The 16,778-nt window shown below is 60.6% G+C and carries 22 protein-coding genes and 1 pseudogene; 9 read left to right on the top strand and 14 right to left on the bottom strand.

Going from position 1 to position 16,778, the window contains the following annotated elements; all coding sequences use genetic code 11:
* Positions 1 to 294, top strand: a 294-nt coding sequence (locus tag CO660_RS33615; protein WP_097600904.1) for a VapC toxin family PIN domain ribonuclease, incomplete at its 5' end; no start/stop codon positions are given.
* A gap of 664 nt (positions 295 to 958) precedes the next feature.
* On the opposite strand, the gene CO660_RS30705 is transcribed toward CO660_RS33615, so the two are convergent.
* The 8 genes from CO660_RS30705 to CO660_RS30665 all read right to left on the bottom strand — a co-directional run bounded on the left by CO660_RS30705 (position 959) and on the right by CO660_RS30665 (position 8,166).
* Positions 959 to 1,270 carry a nitrile hydratase accessory protein gene (locus CO660_RS30705; RefSeq protein WP_097601699.1) on the bottom strand — a complete coding sequence of 104 codons (312 nt, stop codon included), beginning with the start codon at positions 1,268 to 1,270 and terminating at the stop codon, positions 959 to 961.
* A 25-nt stretch (positions 1,271 to 1,295) separates the two neighbouring features.
* Entirely contained in the window at positions 1,296 to 1,952 is a 657-nt protein-coding gene (gene nthB / locus CO660_RS30700; protein ID WP_097601698.1) for a nitrile hydratase subunit beta, read from the bottom strand.
* Entirely contained in the window at positions 1,952 to 2,599 is a 648-nt protein-coding gene (gene nthA / locus CO660_RS30695; protein ID WP_097601697.1) for a nitrile hydratase subunit alpha, read from the bottom strand. Before nthA ends, nthB begins: the two co-directional genes overlap by 1 nt.
* 520 nt (positions 2,600 to 3,119) lie before the next feature.
* Positions 3,120 to 4,154: an L-idonate 5-dehydrogenase gene (locus CO660_RS30690; protein ID WP_097601696.1), complete on the bottom strand. Its 1,035-nt coding sequence runs from the start codon at positions 4,152 to 4,154 to the stop codon at positions 3,120 to 3,122.
* Positions 4,155 to 4,163: 9 nt separating this feature from the next.
* Positions 4,164 to 5,570, bottom strand: a complete 1,407-nt coding sequence (locus tag CO660_RS30685) for a TRAP transporter large permease (RefSeq protein ID WP_097601695.1) — start codon at positions 5,568 to 5,570, stop codon at positions 4,164 to 4,166.
* A 4-nt stretch (positions 5,571 to 5,574) separates the two neighbouring features.
* Positions 5,575 to 6,147 carry a TRAP transporter small permease gene (locus CO660_RS30680; RefSeq protein ID WP_097601694.1) on the bottom strand — a complete coding sequence of 191 codons (573 nt, stop codon included), beginning with the start codon at positions 6,145 to 6,147 and terminating at the stop codon, positions 5,575 to 5,577.
* Positions 6,148 to 6,408: 261 nt separating this feature from the next.
* Positions 6,409 to 7,383, bottom strand: coding sequence for a sialic acid TRAP transporter substrate-binding protein SiaP (locus tag CO660_RS30670; RefSeq protein WP_097601693.1), 975 nt, complete (start codon positions 7,381 to 7,383; stop codon positions 6,409 to 6,411).
* Between the two features lie 24 nt (positions 7,384 to 7,407).
* Positions 7,408 to 8,166: a FadR/GntR family transcriptional regulator gene (locus tag CO660_RS30665; protein WP_097601692.1), complete on the bottom strand. Its 759-nt coding sequence runs from the start codon at positions 8,164 to 8,166 to the stop codon at positions 7,408 to 7,410.
* A 90-nt stretch (positions 8,167 to 8,256) separates the two neighbouring features.
* On the opposite strand from CO660_RS30665, the gene CO660_RS30660 reads away from it, so the two are divergent.
* Positions 8,257 to 8,616 carry a hypothetical protein gene (locus CO660_RS30660; protein WP_245421409.1) on the top strand — a complete coding sequence of 120 codons (360 nt, stop codon included), beginning with the start codon at positions 8,257 to 8,259 and terminating at the stop codon, positions 8,614 to 8,616.
* Between the two features lie 37 nt (positions 8,617 to 8,653).
* On the opposite strand, the gene CO660_RS30655 is transcribed toward CO660_RS30660, so the two are convergent.
* A complete protein-coding gene (locus tag CO660_RS30655; RefSeq protein ID WP_245421408.1) occupies positions 8,654 to 9,211 on the bottom strand; it encodes a Crp/Fnr family transcriptional regulator in 558 nt (185 codons plus the stop codon).
* 282 nt (positions 9,212 to 9,493) lie between these two features.
* On the opposite strand from CO660_RS30655, the gene CO660_RS30650 reads away from it, so the two are divergent.
* Positions 9,494 to 10,867 carry a PAS domain S-box protein gene (locus CO660_RS30650; protein ID WP_097601690.1) on the top strand — a complete coding sequence of 458 codons (1,374 nt, stop codon included), beginning with the start codon at positions 9,494 to 9,496 and terminating at the stop codon, positions 10,865 to 10,867.
* Between the two features lie 187 nt (positions 10,868 to 11,054).
* Positions 11,055 to 11,790, top strand: a pseudogene (locus tag CO660_RS30645) (Crp/Fnr family transcriptional regulator).
* Here CO660_RS30645 and CO660_RS34585 read toward each other — a convergent pair.
* The 3 genes from CO660_RS34585 to CO660_RS30630 are packed head-to-tail and all read right to left on the bottom strand — an operon-like array spanning position 11,774 to position 12,717.
* Entirely contained in the window at positions 11,774 to 12,160 is a 387-nt protein-coding gene (locus tag CO660_RS34585) for a hypothetical protein (RefSeq protein ID WP_348627658.1), read from the bottom strand. The pseudogene CO660_RS30645 and the gene CO660_RS34585 sit on opposite strands and share 17 nt — an antisense overlap.
* Entirely contained in the window at positions 12,129 to 12,425 is a 297-nt protein-coding gene (locus CO660_RS30635) for a hypothetical protein (protein ID WP_097601704.1), read from the bottom strand. The genes CO660_RS34585 and CO660_RS30635 overlap by 32 nt, the downstream gene beginning before the upstream one ends.
* A complete protein-coding gene (locus tag CO660_RS30630; RefSeq protein ID WP_097601689.1) occupies positions 12,418 to 12,717 on the bottom strand; it encodes a hypothetical protein in 300 nt (99 codons plus the stop codon). Before CO660_RS30630 ends, CO660_RS30635 begins: the two co-directional genes overlap by 8 nt.
* A 273-nt stretch (positions 12,718 to 12,990) precedes the next feature.
* Between CO660_RS30630 and CO660_RS30625 the strand changes: the two genes are divergently transcribed.
* From CO660_RS30625 to CO660_RS30610, 4 genes are all read left to right on the top strand, one after another.
* Positions 12,991 to 13,362: a hypothetical protein gene (locus tag CO660_RS30625; protein ID WP_097601688.1), complete on the top strand. Its 372-nt coding sequence runs from the start codon at positions 12,991 to 12,993 to the stop codon at positions 13,360 to 13,362.
* Positions 13,363 to 13,521: 159 nt separating this feature from the next.
* Positions 13,522 to 13,755 (top strand): hypothetical protein, encoded by a 234-nt coding sequence (locus CO660_RS30620; protein WP_245421407.1) that lies wholly within the window; start codon positions 13,522 to 13,524, stop codon positions 13,753 to 13,755.
* A 40-nt stretch (positions 13,756 to 13,795) separates the two neighbouring features.
* Positions 13,796 to 13,978, top strand: a complete 183-nt coding sequence (locus CO660_RS30615) for a hypothetical protein (RefSeq protein WP_097601686.1) — start codon at positions 13,796 to 13,798, stop codon at positions 13,976 to 13,978.
* 68 nt (positions 13,979 to 14,046) lie between these two features.
* On the top strand, positions 14,047 to 14,478 hold the full coding sequence (locus tag CO660_RS30610; protein WP_085781345.1) for a DUF983 domain-containing protein: 432 nt from the start codon (positions 14,047 to 14,049) through the stop codon (positions 14,476 to 14,478).
* 21 nt (positions 14,479 to 14,499) lie between these two features.
* Here the strand turns inward: CO660_RS30610 and CO660_RS30605 are convergent, their stop codons facing one another.
* Both CO660_RS30605 and CO660_RS30600 read right to left on the bottom strand, forming a co-directional pair.
* The gene (locus CO660_RS30605; protein ID WP_097601685.1) at positions 14,500 to 15,219 is read right to left on the bottom strand and encodes a Crp/Fnr family transcriptional regulator; all 720 of its coding nucleotides are present in this window, start codon (positions 15,217 to 15,219) and stop codon (positions 14,500 to 14,502) included.
* Positions 15,220 to 15,331: 112 nt separating this feature from the next.
* Entirely contained in the window at positions 15,332 to 16,312 is a 981-nt protein-coding gene (locus CO660_RS30600; protein ID WP_176536411.1) for an alpha/beta hydrolase, read from the bottom strand.
* Between CO660_RS30600 and CO660_RS33020 the strand changes: the two genes are divergently transcribed.
* Entirely contained in the window at positions 16,311 to 16,490 is a 180-nt protein-coding gene (locus CO660_RS33020) for a hypothetical protein (protein WP_141504944.1), read from the top strand. The genes CO660_RS30600 and CO660_RS33020 overlap by 2 nt on opposite strands.
* Positions 16,491 to 16,778 lie beyond the last annotated feature (288 nt).

Genomic DNA, 16,778 nt, shown 5'->3' with positions numbered 1-16,778 from the left:
GGCAACCCCAAATATCCCAACTCTCCCGGTTCACCGTCACTCGTGATGGAAATCTTCCGCAAATTGCGGTCGCTCCCTGGTCACAGTTTTTGGCCGGACGATGTGAGCCTTGTCGGGTCAGGTGATATCGCTCCCACGAAAATTCTAACATCGGGACAGGTAACTGACACCTACCTGCTTGCGCTAGCCAAGGTGCATGGGGGGCAGCTGGCGACATTCGATCGCAAGCTGTCAACAGCAGCGGTTACAAGGGGCAATTCTGCCTTGCACCTGATCACCACGAGTAGATCGTGAGTTCCCGTCGATACATTATGCGATCTTCTTCGCACACAATGTGAGCACAACAGCAACAGACCGGACGCTGGCCTGGAAAACTCGCCGTGCCAGAACCGTTGACCTGCTATTTCAGTGTTGTCAAAGCTGATTAGAGGCGCGACTCCGGCTGGGCCGGGTTGCGAGGGAGGAGCGGGGGCGGGGAAGGGACACCCTTCGGCTTTCGCTTTGAGACTATGGATGCCAGCGGTTCATTCCGCGGCTTCCATATGCCTTCGCGCTCGTCGACACGAACGCGAATGCATCGATTCTCGCCCTCAAGACTGCGATCGCACTTGTCATCGCAGAAGGGCTCGCCTTCTGGAGCTGGCGTTGGAAGGTTCGGGCGCGATGAGCGGTGGAAGGAGTAGAGATGTTTGCGGCAAGGCCGAACGGGACCGGTTGTTTGACCTCGCCTGTATGGTGGTGCGACAGCGAGCCTGCGATGCCACAGTTGCAATTTGGCTTGAATCCCGGCATCTCCGCCCTGCTGCCGTCGTCCGCTGCAACAAATGCCGATGCTGCTCAGGGCGGTCCGACAAAGGGTCGTTGAGTGCCCTTTCCAAATAAGCAGCCATCTTCAAGCTATCGTCGGACGCGGAAAAACACATTGCGCCGACATCGAGAAAGTAGTGAAGGAAAACAGCTAGTCGAGCTTTACGGGCTGCCCATGAGGCGTCCGCAAATAAGCTTCCTCCCACGCGTGCTCACGTTCGTGAAGCTCCGCCGCAGACACCTTCCCGTCGTTAGCCAGCAGCCGTTCCAGCGCGGAAAGGACAGCCCCAAAATAGGCTTTCGAGTTATCGGCCGCCCCCCTCGCAGCTGACGCGCCTATCTCCGCGCCGAGCGCTTCGGCCCACGATTTAGAAGAAAGCTGCCCGGACTTCACAAGCAGGTCCGCCATGGCCATCGCCTGCGCATGCCACGGTTCAAGGAACGGCGGCTCCCCGTCGCGCATCCTTAGTCGCTCCGGCGCGTATAGGTCATGCGGACTCAATATAGCTCTCCCAAAGATCGACAAAAACCTGGTCCGTCGCACGCTCGGCTTCGGGCCATAACTCGCCAGCTTCGAACATCACCGTGTAAAGGTGTTCGGCCTTCGTCTCGCCGCGCGTCGATGCGTCTGGAAGCAAATGGCCGCCATGATGCGAGTGAACGACGCCTCTGCGGTTTCGAACATATCCGGGGAGCCTGGTATGGCCGGGCCGCCCCCTCGGCGAACAACAGACGGAATCGCCGGGAGAGAACCTGGGGGGCGTTCCAACTTCCCTAGCATAGCTCTTCGGCGCTTTGACATAAGCGCGCGATGCTTCGGCAGTGTCAGCGGGATATGCGGGCTGGGGGATGAAGGACGACTGTCCAGACCGGACTTCATCGAGCGTCAGGTAGCCCTCATCGACCATCTGAGCGGCAAGCGTTGTGATCCACTGGTCAAAATACGGCCGGGTCAGGTAATCCGTCGGAACGATCAACTCGCGGCAGTGCCGGAACCAGTCTATGGACCAGCCCGGCCCAAGGGCAGATGATTGGACTATACCGAAGGCTCGGGTCTCCCACTCGGCACGAAAAGGCTTGCCATCTTCCTTGTGGGGGACGGAGCCAAAGCCCTCACGGCCGCCTAGATCATGGACACCGTCCATCAGCTCGCCACCCCTGAGGGATAAAGATCGCGCTGCGTGCCGATCATCGAATTGCGCGTCACCAACTCCGCTAGAGCGCCCTCATCCCAACCATCGAGGCCCACGGGCCGTTGCGGAACGACAAGGTAGCGGCGTTCGGACGTCGAATCCCAAACGCGCACCTGTGTTTCTTCGTCTAGTTCGACTCCGAACTCCTTGAGCACACCTCTTGGGTCCCGCACCGCGCGCGCCCGGTATTCATTCGATTTGTACCAGGCCGGCGACATGCCGAGCAGTGAAAATGGATAGCAGGAGCACAATGTGCAGACGACGAGGTTGTGAACCGTTGGCGTGTTCTCGACCGCCTGGAGATGGCCCGTGGCATGTCCGGCGAAGCCGAGTTCGGCGATGGCTGACGTTCCGTCAGCAAGCAACCTTTCCTTGAAGGCGGGATCGATCCAGGCGCGCGCGACCACGGCCGCTCCCCGCTTCGGTCCGATTTCGTCGCGGTACATCTCTATCCAAGCGTCTATGGCTGCGGCGTCGAGCAGCTTCTTCTCGGTCAGCAAGCTTTCGAGAGCCTTGGTGCGCAAGGCAGGCTCGGACGGAAGGTCGCTGTGGAGCGCATGGTGAATGTGGGACAGTTTTTTGGAGTCGAACTCCGTCATGGCATCATCCCAGTTTTGGTGACCGATAGTCTGACCCTCGTCCGGGCCTCATGACAGGCTTCCGCCGAACCGTCTCAGCGGCCTCTAATATAAGTAACATCAAAACTATTCTTACGATACTGCTAAGCGCCCATAGTTCTGCGTCGGCGACGCCTCCCTGACAATGCTGTTTATTGGGCAATTCCGTCTGCATCCTGGTCACCGGCCCGCAGATTGCCAGCCGGATCACCGGTATCGACGATCGACGATGGGCGACGTCGAATTGCATCTGAAAAATGAAGATGGTCAGAACATGTACTGAACCTCGCCCAAGGATGAGATGATCTGTTTTGGGTGGCGCAGTTGAGCCGATTCGAACCGACGCCTCACCATTTCGGTTGATTAAAACATCATCTGTTATGGGACATGTTTGCGACAGGACAGGATTTGTATCTTCTTTTGATTGGGATATGACCGCGCAAGCGACTGCCGAGAAGGAATGGTTGAAACACGGTGACAATCTACGGCGAGTATCACGCGGCTAAAACGTAAGCTGTACCTTACAGGCCGCCGTGCGGTCACCGGCAAGGGTGAAGGCGGCGGCGGCTTCTTCCAAGGGTAGACTGTGGCTGATGATCGACCGGACATCGATCTTGCGGCTTGCGATCAGCCTCGCGGCTGTGGCGAATTCCTCGTGGAACCTCTGCGTGCCGTGGATATGCAGCTCCTTGCTGACAATGGCGTTGAGCGGGACCGGGATCTCGCCCGTGACGCCGACCTGCACGAGGGTGCCGCGCGGCCGGATGGCGGCGATTGCGCTCCGGATCGCGGGTGCGGCGGCCGAGCATTCGAAGACGAGATCGAAATAGCCCTTGCCCGCCTCGAATTTGCCAAGCGCTGCCGCATCCCCGGAAACATTGATCGTGCGGTTGGCGCCCATCGCTTTCGCCCGCTCCAGCGCCGCATCGGCGAGATCGGTCACGACGATCTCGGCCGCACCGTGATGCCGCGCGGCGGCAACCATCAGACAGCCGATCGGGCCGGCGCCGGTGACGAGGGCGCGTTTGCCCGATATCTCGCCGGCGCGCGATGCCGCATGCAGGCAGACGGCAAGCGGCTCGGTGCAGGCCGCTTCCGCGGCCGTCGTCTCGGCTCCCATTTCGAAGCATTGCCGGGCCGGCACCACCAGCCACTCCCGGAACATGCCCTGCTCATGCGGCAGGCGCATCGCGCTGCCCATGAAGCGCATGTCGAGGCAATGGATCGGCAGCCCCGTCACGCAGTATTCGCAATGGCCGCAAGGCTGGCTTGGATTGACTGCGACCAGCGTGCCGGCTTTGAGATCGACCCCCTCGCCCGCTTGGTTCACCCTCCCCGAAGCCTCGTGGCCGGGGATGATCGGCTCGCGCACCCTGACCGGCCCGAAGCCCCCGTCCTGATAATAATGCAGGTCGGAGCCGCAGATGCCCGCGGCCGCCATCTTGAGAAGCACCTCGCCTGGACCGGGAGTTGGAACCGTGTCCATTTCGACCCTGAGATCGCCCTTCTGGTAAAGCCGCGCCAGACGCGTCTGCATCCTATCCTCCTATCTCAACAGTCCGAGCTGCTGCGGCAGCCAGAGCGATACGGCAGGAATGAAGGTGATCAGGATCAGCGCCAGGAACAGCGGCACCAGCCACGGCAGGATCGCCATCGTCGTGCGTTCGACTGAAAGCTTCGCGACCCGCGACAGCACGAACAACACCATGCCGAGCGGCGGGTGAAGCAAGCCGATCATCAGGTTCAGCGTCATGATCAGGCCGAACTGAACGGGATCGATGCCGAACTTCGCGACAATAGGCAGAAGGATCGGCACGAGGATGGTGATTGCGGCGATCGTATCGAGGAAGCAGCCGACGAAGAGCATCAGCAGGTTCACCAGGATCAGGAAAACCCATTTATTGTCGGTGATCGACAGGATCGCATCGGAAAGCAGCTGCGCGGCCTGGCTGACCGTCAAGAGCCACGCGAAAACCGAAGCGGCCGTGACGATGAAGAGCACCGACGCCGTCGTTTCGATCGTATCGAAGCTGGCTTTGGCAAGCGTCGAGAGCGTCATCGTGCGGTAGCGTACGAGGCCGAGGAACAGCGACCAGAGCACGGCGGCGACAGCGGCTTCCGTCGGCGTGAACCAGCCCATCGTCATGCCGCCGATCAGAATGACGGGAGTCATCAGCGCCATGACGGCGGAGAAGCCGAAATACCAGTCGAGCGCCAGAAGCACGAGAAGGGCTATACCCGCCGCGGCATTCATCGAGAGACCGGCGCGCATCATCAGATAGATCGCCACAGGCACCATCAGGACGACGACGATTTCCACGCCGGCCGACAGGAGCTGGCGCACATCGAACGGCGCGTCCGAACCCCAGCGCTTGCGGTAGGCGAAGGCGGCGACCGTGATCATCATCAGCAGCGTCATGACGACGCCGGGCAGGATGCCGGCCATGAAGAGGGCGCCGATCGAGACGTTCGCCATCATGCCGTAGATGACGAAGGGCAGCGACGGTGGGAAGATCGGCCCGAGTGTCGCCGAGGCCGCCGTGACACCGACAGCGGCCTCGACGGGATAGCCATGGTCCTTCATCGCCTTGATTTCGATCGTGCCGATGCCGGCCGCATCGGCAAGCGCGGTGCCGGACATGCCGGAGAAGATGACGGAGCCGATGATGTTGACTTGCGCCAGCCCGCCCTTCATCCAGCCGACGAGAGCGACCGCGAAGGAATAGATACGGCCGGTAACGCCGGCGGAATTCATCAGATTGCCGGCCAGGATGAAGAAGGGCACGGCGAGCAGCGGAAAACTCTCGACGCCGGCGATCATGCGCTGGGCGACGATGATGTCTGGCGCCACGCCGTAAAGGACGATGTAAAGCACGGAGGCGACGGCCATCGAGATGGCGACGGGCACGCCGACCAGCATCAGCAGCAGAAACGAGCCAAGAAGCAGCAGCATCGGGTCATCCTTCGACGGATTGAAATTCTTCCGGGCGCTCCAGGACGGAGTAGCCGCGGCGCAGATTGGCGATGAAGACGATCACGGCGCGGATCAGCATCAGCACGAAGGCGACGAGAACGGAGTAAAAGACGATGTTGCGCGGCAGGTCGATGGTGACCATCTGTTCGTCGGCGACGATGTCGACGTAACGCCACATCAAATAGCAGCCATAGGCGAAGAAACCGATGCGGACGATATCGACGAAGGTTGCGAGCACGCGCGCCAGCCCTGCCGGCATATAGTGATAGAACACATCCACCTGAATATGCCGCGAGGTGCGCACGCACATGACCGCGCCGAGAAAGACGACGCCGATCAGGCAGTTGATGGCGATTTCCTCGGTCCAGGCATAGCTGTCATTCAGCACATAACGCGTGAAGAACTGCAGGAAGACGCAGCCCGCCATCAGCCAGAAGACGATCAACGTGATCCAGTCCTCGACAGCATAGTCTGCGACATGTGCGGTCGGCGCGTGCCCTTCGAATTCGTGGCCGATTTCCTCGGCCGTGATTGGCGTATGAATTTCTTGCGACATGATCGGCCTTGTTCCGGTTGGAGAAGATGGGCGCGGCGTGTGGCGGCGCGACCTTCATATTGTTGGCAAGCCTTGTGCCGCTGCTGCCCTGTTCGTGCCGAAGGCTGCCCCTCACCCTAACCCTCTTCCTGCCGGCGGGGAGAGGGGACTTGCCCTGCGAGGCGTAAGGGGGAAGCGGAAGGGTGCGGCTTGTCCCTTCTCCCCGCGCGCGGGGAGAAGGTGGCGGCAGCCGGATGAGGGGCTGGCCGCGCTCTCAGGCTCCTACTGAATCGCCCGGATCGCTTCCCAATCGGCCTTCTCGTAGCCGAAGTCTTCGAACTTCACCTTTTCCATCACATTCTTCTCGAAATCGCTCTTGTCGACCTCGGCGACGTTGAGCCCCTTCTCCTTGAAGGTCGCAACCAGGCTGTTTTCCTTGCCGGCGATCGTCTTGCTCGTGCGCTCGGCTGCCTGCTGCATCACTTCACCGAATATCTTCTTGTCATCGTCGGAGAGCTTCGCCCACAGCTGCTTCGAGATCACGGTGTTCAGGTGATCGACGATATGGCCGGTGAGGATGATGTTTTTCTGGACCTCGTAGAACTTCTTCGCCTCGATCGTCGTCAGCGGGTTTTCCTGCGCCTCGACCGTCCCGTTCTGCAGAGCGAGATAGACCTCGGCAAAGGCAATCGGCGTGGTGTTGGCGCCGCATGCTCGCGGCATGGCGAGATAGGCCGGAACGTCGGGCACGCGGATCTTCAGGCCCTGCATGTCGGCGCATTTGGCAATCGGTTTATTGGAGGTGGTGTGGCGCGTGCCGTAATAGCTGACGGCGGCGATATGGTTGCCGGTCTTGTCCTCATAACCCTTGGCAAGACGCTTGAAGACGTCGCTCTTGGTATAGGCGATCAGATGATCGGGGTTGCGGAAGATATAGGGGAAGTAGGTGACGCCGATCGGCTTGTAGTCGCGTGCGGCAAAGCTCGATCCAGAAATGATGATGTCGACCGTACCGAGCTTGAGCCCCTGGTTGATGTCGGCTTCCTTGCCGAGCTGCGAAGCCGGATAGACCTCGATCTTGTAGCGCCCGTCGGTACGCTTGGCGATCTCTTCCGCGGCCCAGACGGAATCAGTGTGGAAGGGCTCCGAGGTTTCATAGACATGTGCCCATTTCAGTACGGTCTGGGCATGCGCAACCGCCGTCGTCGCCATGATCGCGGCTGCGGTGCACAGTATCGTTGCCAGTCTCATCTTCATTGCGCTCTCCTCCCGTGCTCGGGTTTAAGTCTTGGTGGTTCCTTTCGCGGGCGCCTTGTCGCGGCCGCGCTCCTCCTCTCCCGAGAACTCCTCCCCGAAGCTCTCGGAAAATCTCTTCTGCGATAGGGTGAGATGGCTGCGCATTGCAGCCTTCGCGCCGGCGGCATCGCCGGCGGCGATTGCATCGCGGATGGCCCGGTGCTCATCGACGGCGCTGCGCCATGTCGTCGGCCCCTCGAAATGGCTGGCCAGCTTCGCGAAATAGGGAGTCATGCGCATGTCGAACATCTCGCCCGTCACGCGGGTCAACGTCGAATTGCCGACAATGGCGGCAATGCCAGTGTGAAAGGCGCGGTCGGCGGCGAGCACCGTCGCCGCATCGTTGACGCCGCCGCTCATGCGCATCAGCGCCTCGTCAAGCACGGCAATGTCTTCAGGCCTGGCCCGGGTTGCCGCCTCTTCGGCTATGGCGCATTCGATGATGGCGCGTGCCTGCAGCAGTTCGAAAGGCCCCTCCACCGGCTCGCTTTCGCTTGTCGCCATGCTGACGCCCTGACGGCGCACCACATAGATGCCTGAGCCCATGCGGATGTTGACGAGGCCCTCGACCTCCAGGACGATCAGGGCTTCGCGCACGGTCGGGCGTGAGACCGACAGTTGCTCCGCGAGATCGCGCTCGGCCGGCAGCTTCTGACCGACGACAAGCTCGCCTCCGGCAATCATCGAACGAATTTGATCCGCTACCTGCCTGTAGAGGCGGCGCGATTCAACGGGCAAAAACATTCTGGCCTCCCCGGCGGCTTCTCCTCAAGCGCGCAGCTGGTCAACTGGCCTGACCAATTTCAGAGGTAGCACCTTGGGAGTTGTGCGTCAATGCGCCGCATGAAATTCCAACTGGCATCGTTCCCGCGTCAACGACCGTGGGAACCTTCAACCCCGTCACGGGTTCGGGCCCGACATGGGAGCATGATGATGAATTTTCTCTGGCTTTTTGCGGTATCGGGAGGGGCTGCCCTTCTCGGAATTGCTCTTGCTTTCGGAATGATCAAGCAGGATGGGCGACGATCGGTTGCAGCCATCGCTGGCGCTTTTGTGGTGGCCATCGGCGCGCTCGGACTCGGCATCTATGTTCAGAAGGCGCCCACGGCTCCTTTGCGCGCGTCCGATAGAGAGGGGTCGCAGAACAACCTTCCGGCGGCTGCGACGACCGAAAAGGATCTGCCGGGAAAGTGACGCTTGAGAGATCGTCGATTCCGGTGCGAGACGCGCTTCAGCGCCTCAGCCGGGCCCGGCCAGCTGCGTCCTGTGATGCCAGGGACATCGTAGGCGTCTGCACGCTGGAGCGGCGGACTCCCAGCATCGTGGCCATATATTCATGCGTGATTTCAATCTCTTCGCCATCGAGGCGGTCATGGCACAGCAGAAGCCATCTCGCCAGACGAACGTCGATCTTGTGAACGGCGTTGGACAGCGCGGTGTTGGCGACCTGCGCGAAAAAACTATGGAGAAAACGCAAAAGCAGCCGGCGGACGGTGGGCCGGTCGGCGAGGAAGCATGCCAGGGCGCCGGCTTCCACACGGCGCCCGTGACCGCCAACTTGCATCATGACGTCGAATGAAAACTGTTCCGCGTCCACCGTCAGGGGCGGCGGCGACATCCCGTCCCTGCCGAACACGCCGATCTCGGCCTTCCTGCCCTCGGGGCTCGTCGCCACCATGGAAGCAATGCCGGTTTCCAGGAAATAATAATGGCTGACCGGCATGCCCAAATGCACGAGCTCGAAGTCGCGCGGAAGAAGAAGCGGTTCCAGCATGCGCTCCAGAGCCATAAGCTCCTCATCCGCTAACTGCGACAGAATGAGATTTTCGCTTTCGAACGCTCGCATCACTCTGCCCTTTGTTTGGCAAGAGGACACTGTCTCTCGGCCGTCAGCACCACAGATGCGCTCAGCCCTACGCCCCGGAATGGCCGATTGCAAGGCGCTGAGGCTTATCTCTCATGATCGGCAGAAGACTTCGTGGAGGAGTTTTGTACGCAACCGCACGCGCCCGAGAAATTTCCTGTAGCAAGTGCTAATGTAGTCGACGGCAATAGCGGGGCGCGCGCTGGCATGGATCAATATCCCCTCCCGAGCAACGAGACTGAAATCTATCGGCACATCGTTGAGAGCGCCCGAGATTATGCAATTTTTGCAATGGATCGCAATGGCACTGTCATGACGTGGAGCGCGGGTGCCGAAAAAATCTTCGGCTATTCGGGATCCGAAATCATCGGACAGAGCGGTGCCGTGATCTTTACGTTCGAAGATCAGCTTGCCGGGGCAATGCTTAAGGAGATCAGGCTTGCCTTGACCACCGGCCGCGCCGACGACAATCGCTGGCATGTGAGAAAGGACGGCAGTTCGTTCTGGGCTTCGGGACTGATGATGCCGCTTCGCAACGATGCCGGCGAGACCTATGGCCTTCTGAAAATCGTCCGCGACCGAACGCAGATGCTGCATGAGGACGAAGCTCGGCGCGCCAGCGAAGAGCGCCTCCAGCTTATTCTCAAAAGCGCGATCGACTATGCGATCTTCGCCTTCGGCCGCGATGGGCGGATCATCAGCTGGAACACCGGCGCCTGCCGCATCTTCGGCTACGAGGAGAGCGAGATCCTCGGTCGCGACGCCCGCATCCTGTTCGTTCCCGAGGACCGCGAAGAGGGCGCGCTGGAGCGCGAGATGGAGGCGGCGGCCGAGCGCGGCCGCGCCGAGAACGAGCGGTTTCACTTGCGTAAGGACGGCTCGACATTCTGGGGCAGCGGCTTGACCATGCCGCTGCGCGCCCAGCGCGCCGGTTTTCTCAAAGTGCTCCGGGACGATACCGAGCGGCATTTCGCCGACGAGCATCAGCAGATCATGCTGCGGGAGATGAGCCATCGCGTCAAGAACAGCCTGGCTCTGGTTGCGGCCATGCTCGCCATGCAGGCCCGTTCGACCAAACAGGAGGAGGTCGGACAGGCGCTTCGGGATGCTGAAGCGCGAGTCGGAACCATTGCCCAGGTGCACGACCAATTGTGGCGCCAGCCTGATATCGAAACGGTGGATCTGGCCGATTTCCTGTCCAGCCTTTGCCAACGCCTGCAGCAATCGACCTCCGGCCACACGGTGTCGGTCGTCGCCGATCCATGCATGATCGATGCCGACCGTGCGATCCAGATCGCCCTCCTCGTCAACGAACTGGTGACCAATGCTTTCAAACACGCTTATGCCGAGGTAGCAGGCGCCGTCACGGTCAGCGCCCGGAGCATTGCCGGCGAGATCTGCCTGGAGATCGCCGACGACGGACGAGGACTGCCGCCGGAAGTGCTGTCCGGTGAGAACGGCGGAAAAAGCCTCGGAATGAAGATCGTGCGGGCGTTGGTGCAGCAACTGAGGGCCGAGCTTCACATCGAAAACCGGGAGCCCGGCACGGGGTTCGTGATCAGGCTGCCGAGGGAGGTTTGAGAGCGTTCCGTGTCGGGCAGGAAATTATCCCAGAAGCGGTGCGCCTGGGACTATGGCTCGGCTTTTGTCAGAACCGTACAAAACCTATATGAAGATGGTCATCATTGCGCGCGTGACCCATATAGCTCTCATTACCGCCAAAGAGGCGTCGGTATGAGCACGGGCTGTCTCCCGTCAGGAGAAGCGCATGCGCGTACCGGACCAAAGCGATATTCGGAATTTGCTGTTGACGGCCCTGCCGGCCGAGGCATTCCAAAAGCTCACCGGCGATGGCAGTCTGATCGAACTTCCGGCCAGACATGGTCGAAGCCGATCAGCCGAACGAGTATGTCAGTTTCATCGAAGGCGGTCTTGCCTCAATGGTGGCCGCCAATGGCGATGACGAAGCCGTTGAGGTCGGTCACATCGGACATGACGGCATGTCCGGCCTCCATGTCCTGCTGAGAACGGATACGACACCCAACCGCACCTTCGTTCAGGTCGCCGGCTCCGGCGTGCAGGTGTCGGTGAAAAGCTTCAAGCAGGTGCTGGCGGAATTTCCGGTCGCCAACGAACTGTTCCTCAAATACATGCATTACTGCGACATTCAGCTGGCCCAGTCAGCGCTTGCCAACGGGCGCTATAACATGCACGAGCGGCTCGCCCGCTGGCTGCTGATGTGCCACGACCGGCTGAATGGCAGCGACCTGCCGCTGACGCATGAACTGCTGGCCATCATGCTCGGCGTGCGCCGCGCAGGCGTCACCAACGAATTGCACGTCATCGAAGGTCTTCGAGCGATCAGGTCGACGCGCGCCAATGTCAGGATCCTCGACAGGGACCGGCTGGAAGAAATCGCAGCCGGCTGTTACGGCGTTCCGGAGCGCGAATATCAACGTTTGATCGGTCTGCGAATCCGGCGCCCCACTAATCGGCACTCCTGATCGTATCGGCGAAAGGCACGATCAGAAGCAGGGTCCCCTGTTCGTCGCAGATGTAGATCTTTCTCGCTGAAATGTCTTTTCCCGAAAGAATTGCCTGACTCATGAGGGCTCTTGCATCCTGAACGGCTTCGCGCCTGGCGTCTTCAATGGTTGCCAGTTCCGATCCATCGGGATCGACGACCGTGCCGGTGTCTGAAATGACATTAAAATAAAATCGTGGCATCAGCCGCCCCATCGTTGCAGAATCAATGCCATAGCCTGTCTCAGGGTTCCGTGGAAAAGAACCAGGGCGCCCTTTAAAAGGGCGACAATATCCTCGTTTCAAATCACTGTCGAAATCAGTGGGACGTTTCGGCGCCGCCAGTGGCAAGACGCGTCATCGTCGCGCGAAGATCGAGGAGCTCCATAAGAATGATCTCCCATTCCTCGTCATCCGCTTTGGCAATCGATGTGACCGAAGCGTCGATCATGCTAAGCAGACGATCGAGAGCCGGAGCTCGACCGAAGTTGTCCGGCACTCCATCGCGCAGGTTTCTAAGATCGTCGACAATCTGTCGCAGAGCGATCTGCCGATCGACAAAACCGAGTTCGGAATGACCCGCCGCGACAGGAGCACTTTGCCGGGTTCTATCCATCGTGCCCATCCGCCCGCCCGGCATTCTCGCGCACATGTGCGCAGGCCGGTGCATCCGGGGTGACGAGCAGGTCCTCTGGATCCAGATACACATGCCGCATCAGGCCTGCGAGCCTATGCTTGTCTCGAATGCCGCATTCGAACCAGGAAACGAGTTCTCTGGCAATATGTTCGGCTGCCGGGCTGGCGATCCCGCATGATTTTTCCTGGCACCAGTCTTCAAGGACCGCGGTCAGCATTGCCACGTCGTCGGGCTGTAACGGCGGCTTCGTGATTCCCGCGTGCTGCATCATCCGCGTTCCTCCCCTTGTATGCGACGATCCTAAACTTAGGGTCATCGATTTCAACAGCTGGTGCGAAAACGTACGGATCGCACGGCCGGCCCCCCGATCCCAACCGCCGGGGAACAAGGCGGCCCGGCAAGGGTTCGGCGGTCAGGGCAAAATGAACGTCGCATGACAGGCTCGAATATGGTAGGCACGATACAGGCGCGGACCCGCCTATGTTTCTAACCGCCATTGAACAGCATGATCACCCTAAAACCTGGATTACAGTAGGCGTCCGCCATGAAGTCGCTCAGTCCGGTCGCCGGCAAGACGATCCTTATCATTGGTGAAGCCGGCTTCGTTTCGGACGGTGCAAGAAAGGCGTTGATCGCGCGCCAGGCGGTGCTCGCCGGCCCCGTTGTCATCTCCAGCGCCATGGAATGCTTGAGCGAGGGCCTCCTGTTCGATGCTGTGATCATCGACGTGACGATTTCCGACGAGGCCATGCTCTGGATAAATGATTGGTTGGAGACACGGCGGATTCCTTTCATCTTTGCCTATGACGAGCGATCCGAAACACCGCCGGGCGGCTTTGTTGTCAGTGGGCGTCCTTCCGACGTGGACGCGATGATCGCCGCTCTGTTCGGAGGGGACCCGTCCTATTATCACTAAAGCGCCTCGGGTCCCTTCGGGCGCACGATGCGGTGGGTGTTCGCTTCCGTACAATGGAGGACGAGGAGTTGTTTCGGCTGCAATAGAGTCCCATTATTCAAAGAATGCGCGGTGAAAAGCTTAGGGACCAGGGTCATGCTTGATTCTCAGTCCATCCATTTGAAAGCGCTCGATTCGGCCGATCTTCAGCGTCTGCAAATCGTCGTGGATGTGATCTGCCGCGAGGCCGGCAAAACCGTGCGTTCGCCTGAAATGCAGGAGGTCGCCGCTCTGCTCATTCGCCTGTATCGCCACGGTTTGACTGACGAGGTCAAGCTGCTGTCGGTCGGCCGTCTGGCGTCGGCGAAAAGGGGCTCTCCCGAACTGCTGCGTTCACGGCGGGGCGGAGATTGAAACGGCCGCTCGGTCATATCAATCTGACGAGGAGCAGCTCATGAATGACGGTGAAAAAGCGCGAGCCGACATCGAAGGAACCGAAAAGGAAACCGCTGATGCGAGGAAAAACCCGCCCGCCGGCCCTCACGCCAAGGATCATCTCATAGACGAAAGCAAAACGCCCGGCGCCGGCGCGCTGTCCGAGAAGGACGACAAGAGCGTCACGCCAGGATCACGCTGATCCACCGCCGGTCCGCCGAAAACACCGTCGGCTGCGGAACCTGCACCTTCGGGCGCGGTTCGAGGGGAATGGAACCCGAAAATGAAGTTCCCACCAATTATCAGGTAACGACGAACCCTGCCCTCACGGGACTTTTGGGACGCTGCCCGCGGTGCCAGCGGGGTCATCTGTTTTCCGGATATCTTACGCTCGCCCGAGGCTGCGAAGTCTGCGGCCTGGATTATTCATTCGCCGATCCGGCGGATGGGCCGGCCTTCTTCGCGATGTCGATCGTCGCCGTTCCGGCGCTCGCCTTTGCCCTCTGGTTCCAATTCACGTTCGAGCCGGCGATCTGGGTGCATCTCATCGTCAGCCTGCCCCTCAGCGTCATCGCCTGCATTCTCATTCTGAGGCCGCTGAAAGGCTGGCTCGTCTGCTCGCAATTCTTTCACAAGGCGGAGGAAGGCAGTATCGACAGAGCCTGGCATGCCTCCGAGAAGGAGCGGAGGGAGCGGTCCTGAGGCGCTCACGCGGCATGCTTTTCAGCGGGCGAGATCCTTGCCGATCAGCCGCCGATATTCTTCTTCGGCAGCGCCGTAAGATCCGTGCGCCTCTTCGATCAATCCCCGCCGGTTGAGGATGACGATCTGCCGTCGGGTGGACCGGATCAGCCCTTTGCCTTCCAGCAGATGCAGCGCGACCGTAACGCCGGCGCGGCGCACGCCCAGCATCACCGCCAGAAACTCATGCGTCAGCCAGATGGTCGCGCCGTCGGTCCTGTCATGGACCATCAGCAGCCACCGCGCCAGCCGCTCCTCGAGCTTGGCATGGCCGTTGGCGAGCACCGTCGACGTCGTCTGCGCGAGCAGCGCCTGGACATAGGCGAGAAGCAGGCTGCGTAAGGGACGGCTTTCCTCCATCGCCGCGGAAAGGGTCGATGCCGGCAATTTGAAGCCATGGCCGGTGACTTGCATGAACGTCCGGTTAGCGGATTGATTGCCGCCGAGAATGACGGCCGCCCCCGTCATGCCCTCGCGGCCGACGATGCCCACTTCGATATCGCGCCCGCCTGGAAATCTCGCCACGATCGAGGCGAGCCCTGATTCGAGAATATAGACGTCGCTGACCGGGCTATTCTCCATTTCGAGGATCGTGGGCACCTCAAGATCGACGGGCTCCAGATGCGGCAGCAGGAGTTGCTGCTCCTGCGGGCCCATGGCGCGCAAAAGTTCATTGCGAAAAATCAATTGTTGGTCATCCATGTCCGTCCGCGCATCGGTGTTATTCCGACCCTTGCTGCGGGCGAACCTAACCATCTCGAATCATTGAGCAATACATTGTGCAATACGTACAGACTCGAAGGTCTGCGCAGGATCAGCCACTATCCGCGCCAGGGCGATCAAGCCTCTGCGAAATCCAGGCTCTGACAAACCTGTTCGCTCCGGCCGCCAGCCTGGTCGGCAAGCGGTTGAAGCCCTGCGGGGCCTCGGGGAAGACTACGCAGTCGGCATTGCCGCTTTGGCTCTGCCATCGCTCACACATCGAGATGCTGTCGTCCAGGATCGGATCGAGCGCTCCGGCGACCAGCAGGGCGGGGGGCAGGCCAGAGAGATCGGCAAACAACGGACCCTTCGCCTCACGCCCGGAAAGGCTTGGCGTCAGTCGCTGCAGATTGCGCAGCGCCGATGGCCCGTCGATCACCAGGCTTCTGCCGGTGGAGCGGCGCAGGCTTTGCGACCCGCCGAGATCGAATGCGCCGCACATGGAAACGAAGCCGGCAACGGCCTCCGCCTTACCGCGCGCTCGAAGATGAAGCAGTGATTCCGCGGCGAGATGTGCACCCGAGGACTCGCCGCCGAGGATCATCCTCTCGACCGCAAACTCGGCAAGATGGTCGGCCAGCCATTCGATCGACGCTTTGCTGTCCAGAAGAGCGAGGTCCAGCCGGTCGTCGGCGGCATTGTGAAAATCGACGCCGGCCGCGACCATCCGACAGTCTCTTGCGATCGGGCAGGTGATGCCGTCGTCAAAGCGGGCGTTGCCCATCACCCAGGCGCCGCCGTGGAAATGGACGTAGAGGCCGCGCGGGGCTCCGTTCGGAAGTATCAACCTCAAGCCGATCCGTCTGCCGTCGGCTGTGACAATGCGGGTGACAACGTGCCTGCGGCGCAGCAGCCTGTCCGGAGCCAGCAGTTGCGCGACGCGAATTGAGGTCTGCACGATTTTGGCGTTCCAGCGCCGATCGGTGTGATAGCTGGGAAGGAAGCGCAGCAAGGCATTGAGCCTGCGGGCGGCGCCGATCTCGCGGGACGTGAACGGCGCCGGCCGCAGGCCCGATGCTGTTCGAGGGGTCATGTCCTTCACTTCGCTGTCAGGCTTCATCGGCAGCAAAGGCAGGCGTCGCGGCCAGGAAGAGAAGGGAAAGGTTGAGCATCAGCCGCATCATCGTTCTCTGTTTATTCGGTTGAAGCAGGCGATTGCGCCCGAACGACCGGACCGAGAGTCGGTTCCCGAAACCCGAGGACAGATTTGAGCTGCTTACGCGCGGGAACCAGGGGAAGTTGAAGCGAGTTGACAACTATCCGGAGATCGAGGCCCGCCGGCAAGTCCGGCAACATTCCTTTCGTTAATTCCGCGCAAATCGGGAACCAAGGGCTGGCTGGTGAGTTGCGTGCAAGAGCCGCCTAGCGAGTCCGTATTTCGCACCTGAAACCATCAGACTGCGCCCAACCCACACTTCCGGAGGGCGAGCATTGGCAGCAACGACACCGACCAGGGAAAACCGGTTATTCGCCCTCTTGCCTCAGGAGGAGCTTGCAGC

Source organism: Rhizobium sp. L9 (genome assembly GCF_002531885.1).
Lineage (GTDB): Bacteria > Pseudomonadota > Alphaproteobacteria > Rhizobiales > Rhizobiaceae > Rhizobium.
This window is presented reverse-complemented; position numbering and strand designations above follow the sequence as displayed.

Bases quoted from the DNA above. Each gene is read 5' to 3' on its own strand.
- CO660_RS30635 (WP_097601704.1), bottom strand. From the start codon at position 12,425: ATGGATAGAACCCGGCAAAGTGCTCCTGTCGCGGCGGGTCATTCCGAA.
- CO660_RS30660 (WP_245421409.1), top strand. From the start codon at position 8,257: ATGCGCCGCATGAAATTCCAACTGGCATCGTTCCCGCGTCAACGACCG.
- CO660_RS30600 (WP_176536411.1), bottom strand. From the start codon at position 16,312: ATGACCCCTCGAACAGCATCGGGCCTGCGGCCGGCGCCGTTCACGTCC.
- CO660_RS30690 (WP_097601696.1), bottom strand. From the start codon at position 4,154: ATGCAGACGCGTCTGGCGCGGCTTTACCAGAAGGGCGATCTCAGGGTC.
- CO660_RS30685 (WP_097601695.1), bottom strand. From the start codon at position 5,570: ATGCTGCTGCTTCTTGGCTCGTTTCTGCTGCTGATGCTGGTCGGCGTG.
- CO660_RS30630 (WP_097601689.1), bottom strand. From the start codon at position 12,717: ATGATGCAGCACGCGGGAATCACGAAGCCGCCGTTACAGCCCGACGAC.
- CO660_RS30670 (WP_097601693.1), bottom strand. From the start codon at position 7,383: ATGAAGATGAGACTGGCAACGATACTGTGCACCGCAGCCGCGATCATG.
- CO660_RS30705 (WP_097601699.1), bottom strand. From the start codon at position 1,270: ATGCGCGACGGGGAGCCGCCGTTCCTTGAACCGTGGCATGCGCAGGCG.
- CO660_RS30650 (WP_097601690.1), top strand. From the start codon at position 9,494: ATGGATCAATATCCCCTCCCGAGCAACGAGACTGAAATCTATCGGCAC.
- CO660_RS30665 (WP_097601692.1), bottom strand. From the start codon at position 8,166: ATGTTTTTGCCCGTTGAATCGCGCCGCCTCTACAGGCAGGTAGCGGAT.
- CO660_RS30625 (WP_097601688.1), top strand. From the start codon at position 12,991: ATGAAGTCGCTCAGTCCGGTCGCCGGCAAGACGATCCTTATCATTGGT.
- nthA (WP_097601697.1), bottom strand. From the start codon at position 2,599: ATGACGGAGTTCGACTCCAAAAAACTGTCCCACATTCACCATGCGCTC.
- CO660_RS33020 (WP_141504944.1), top strand. From the start codon at position 16,311: ATGTCCTTCACTTCGCTGTCAGGCTTCATCGGCAGCAAAGGCAGGCGT.
- CO660_RS30680 (WP_097601694.1), bottom strand. From the start codon at position 6,147: ATGTCGCAAGAAATTCATACGCCAATCACGGCCGAGGAAATCGGCCAC.
- CO660_RS30605 (WP_097601685.1), bottom strand. From the start codon at position 15,219: ATGGATGACCAACAATTGATTTTTCGCAATGAACTTTTGCGCGCCATG.
- CO660_RS30615 (WP_097601686.1), top strand. From the start codon at position 13,796: ATGAATGACGGTGAAAAAGCGCGAGCCGACATCGAAGGAACCGAAAAG.
- nthB (WP_097601698.1), bottom strand. From the start codon at position 1,952: ATGGACGGTGTCCATGATCTAGGCGGCCGTGAGGGCTTTGGCTCCGTC.
- CO660_RS30610 (WP_085781345.1), top strand. From the start codon at position 14,047: ATGGAACCCGAAAATGAAGTTCCCACCAATTATCAGGTAACGACGAAC.
- CO660_RS30655 (WP_245421408.1), bottom strand. From the start codon at position 9,211: ATGGCTCTGGAGCGCATGCTGGAACCGCTTCTTCTTCCGCGCGACTTC.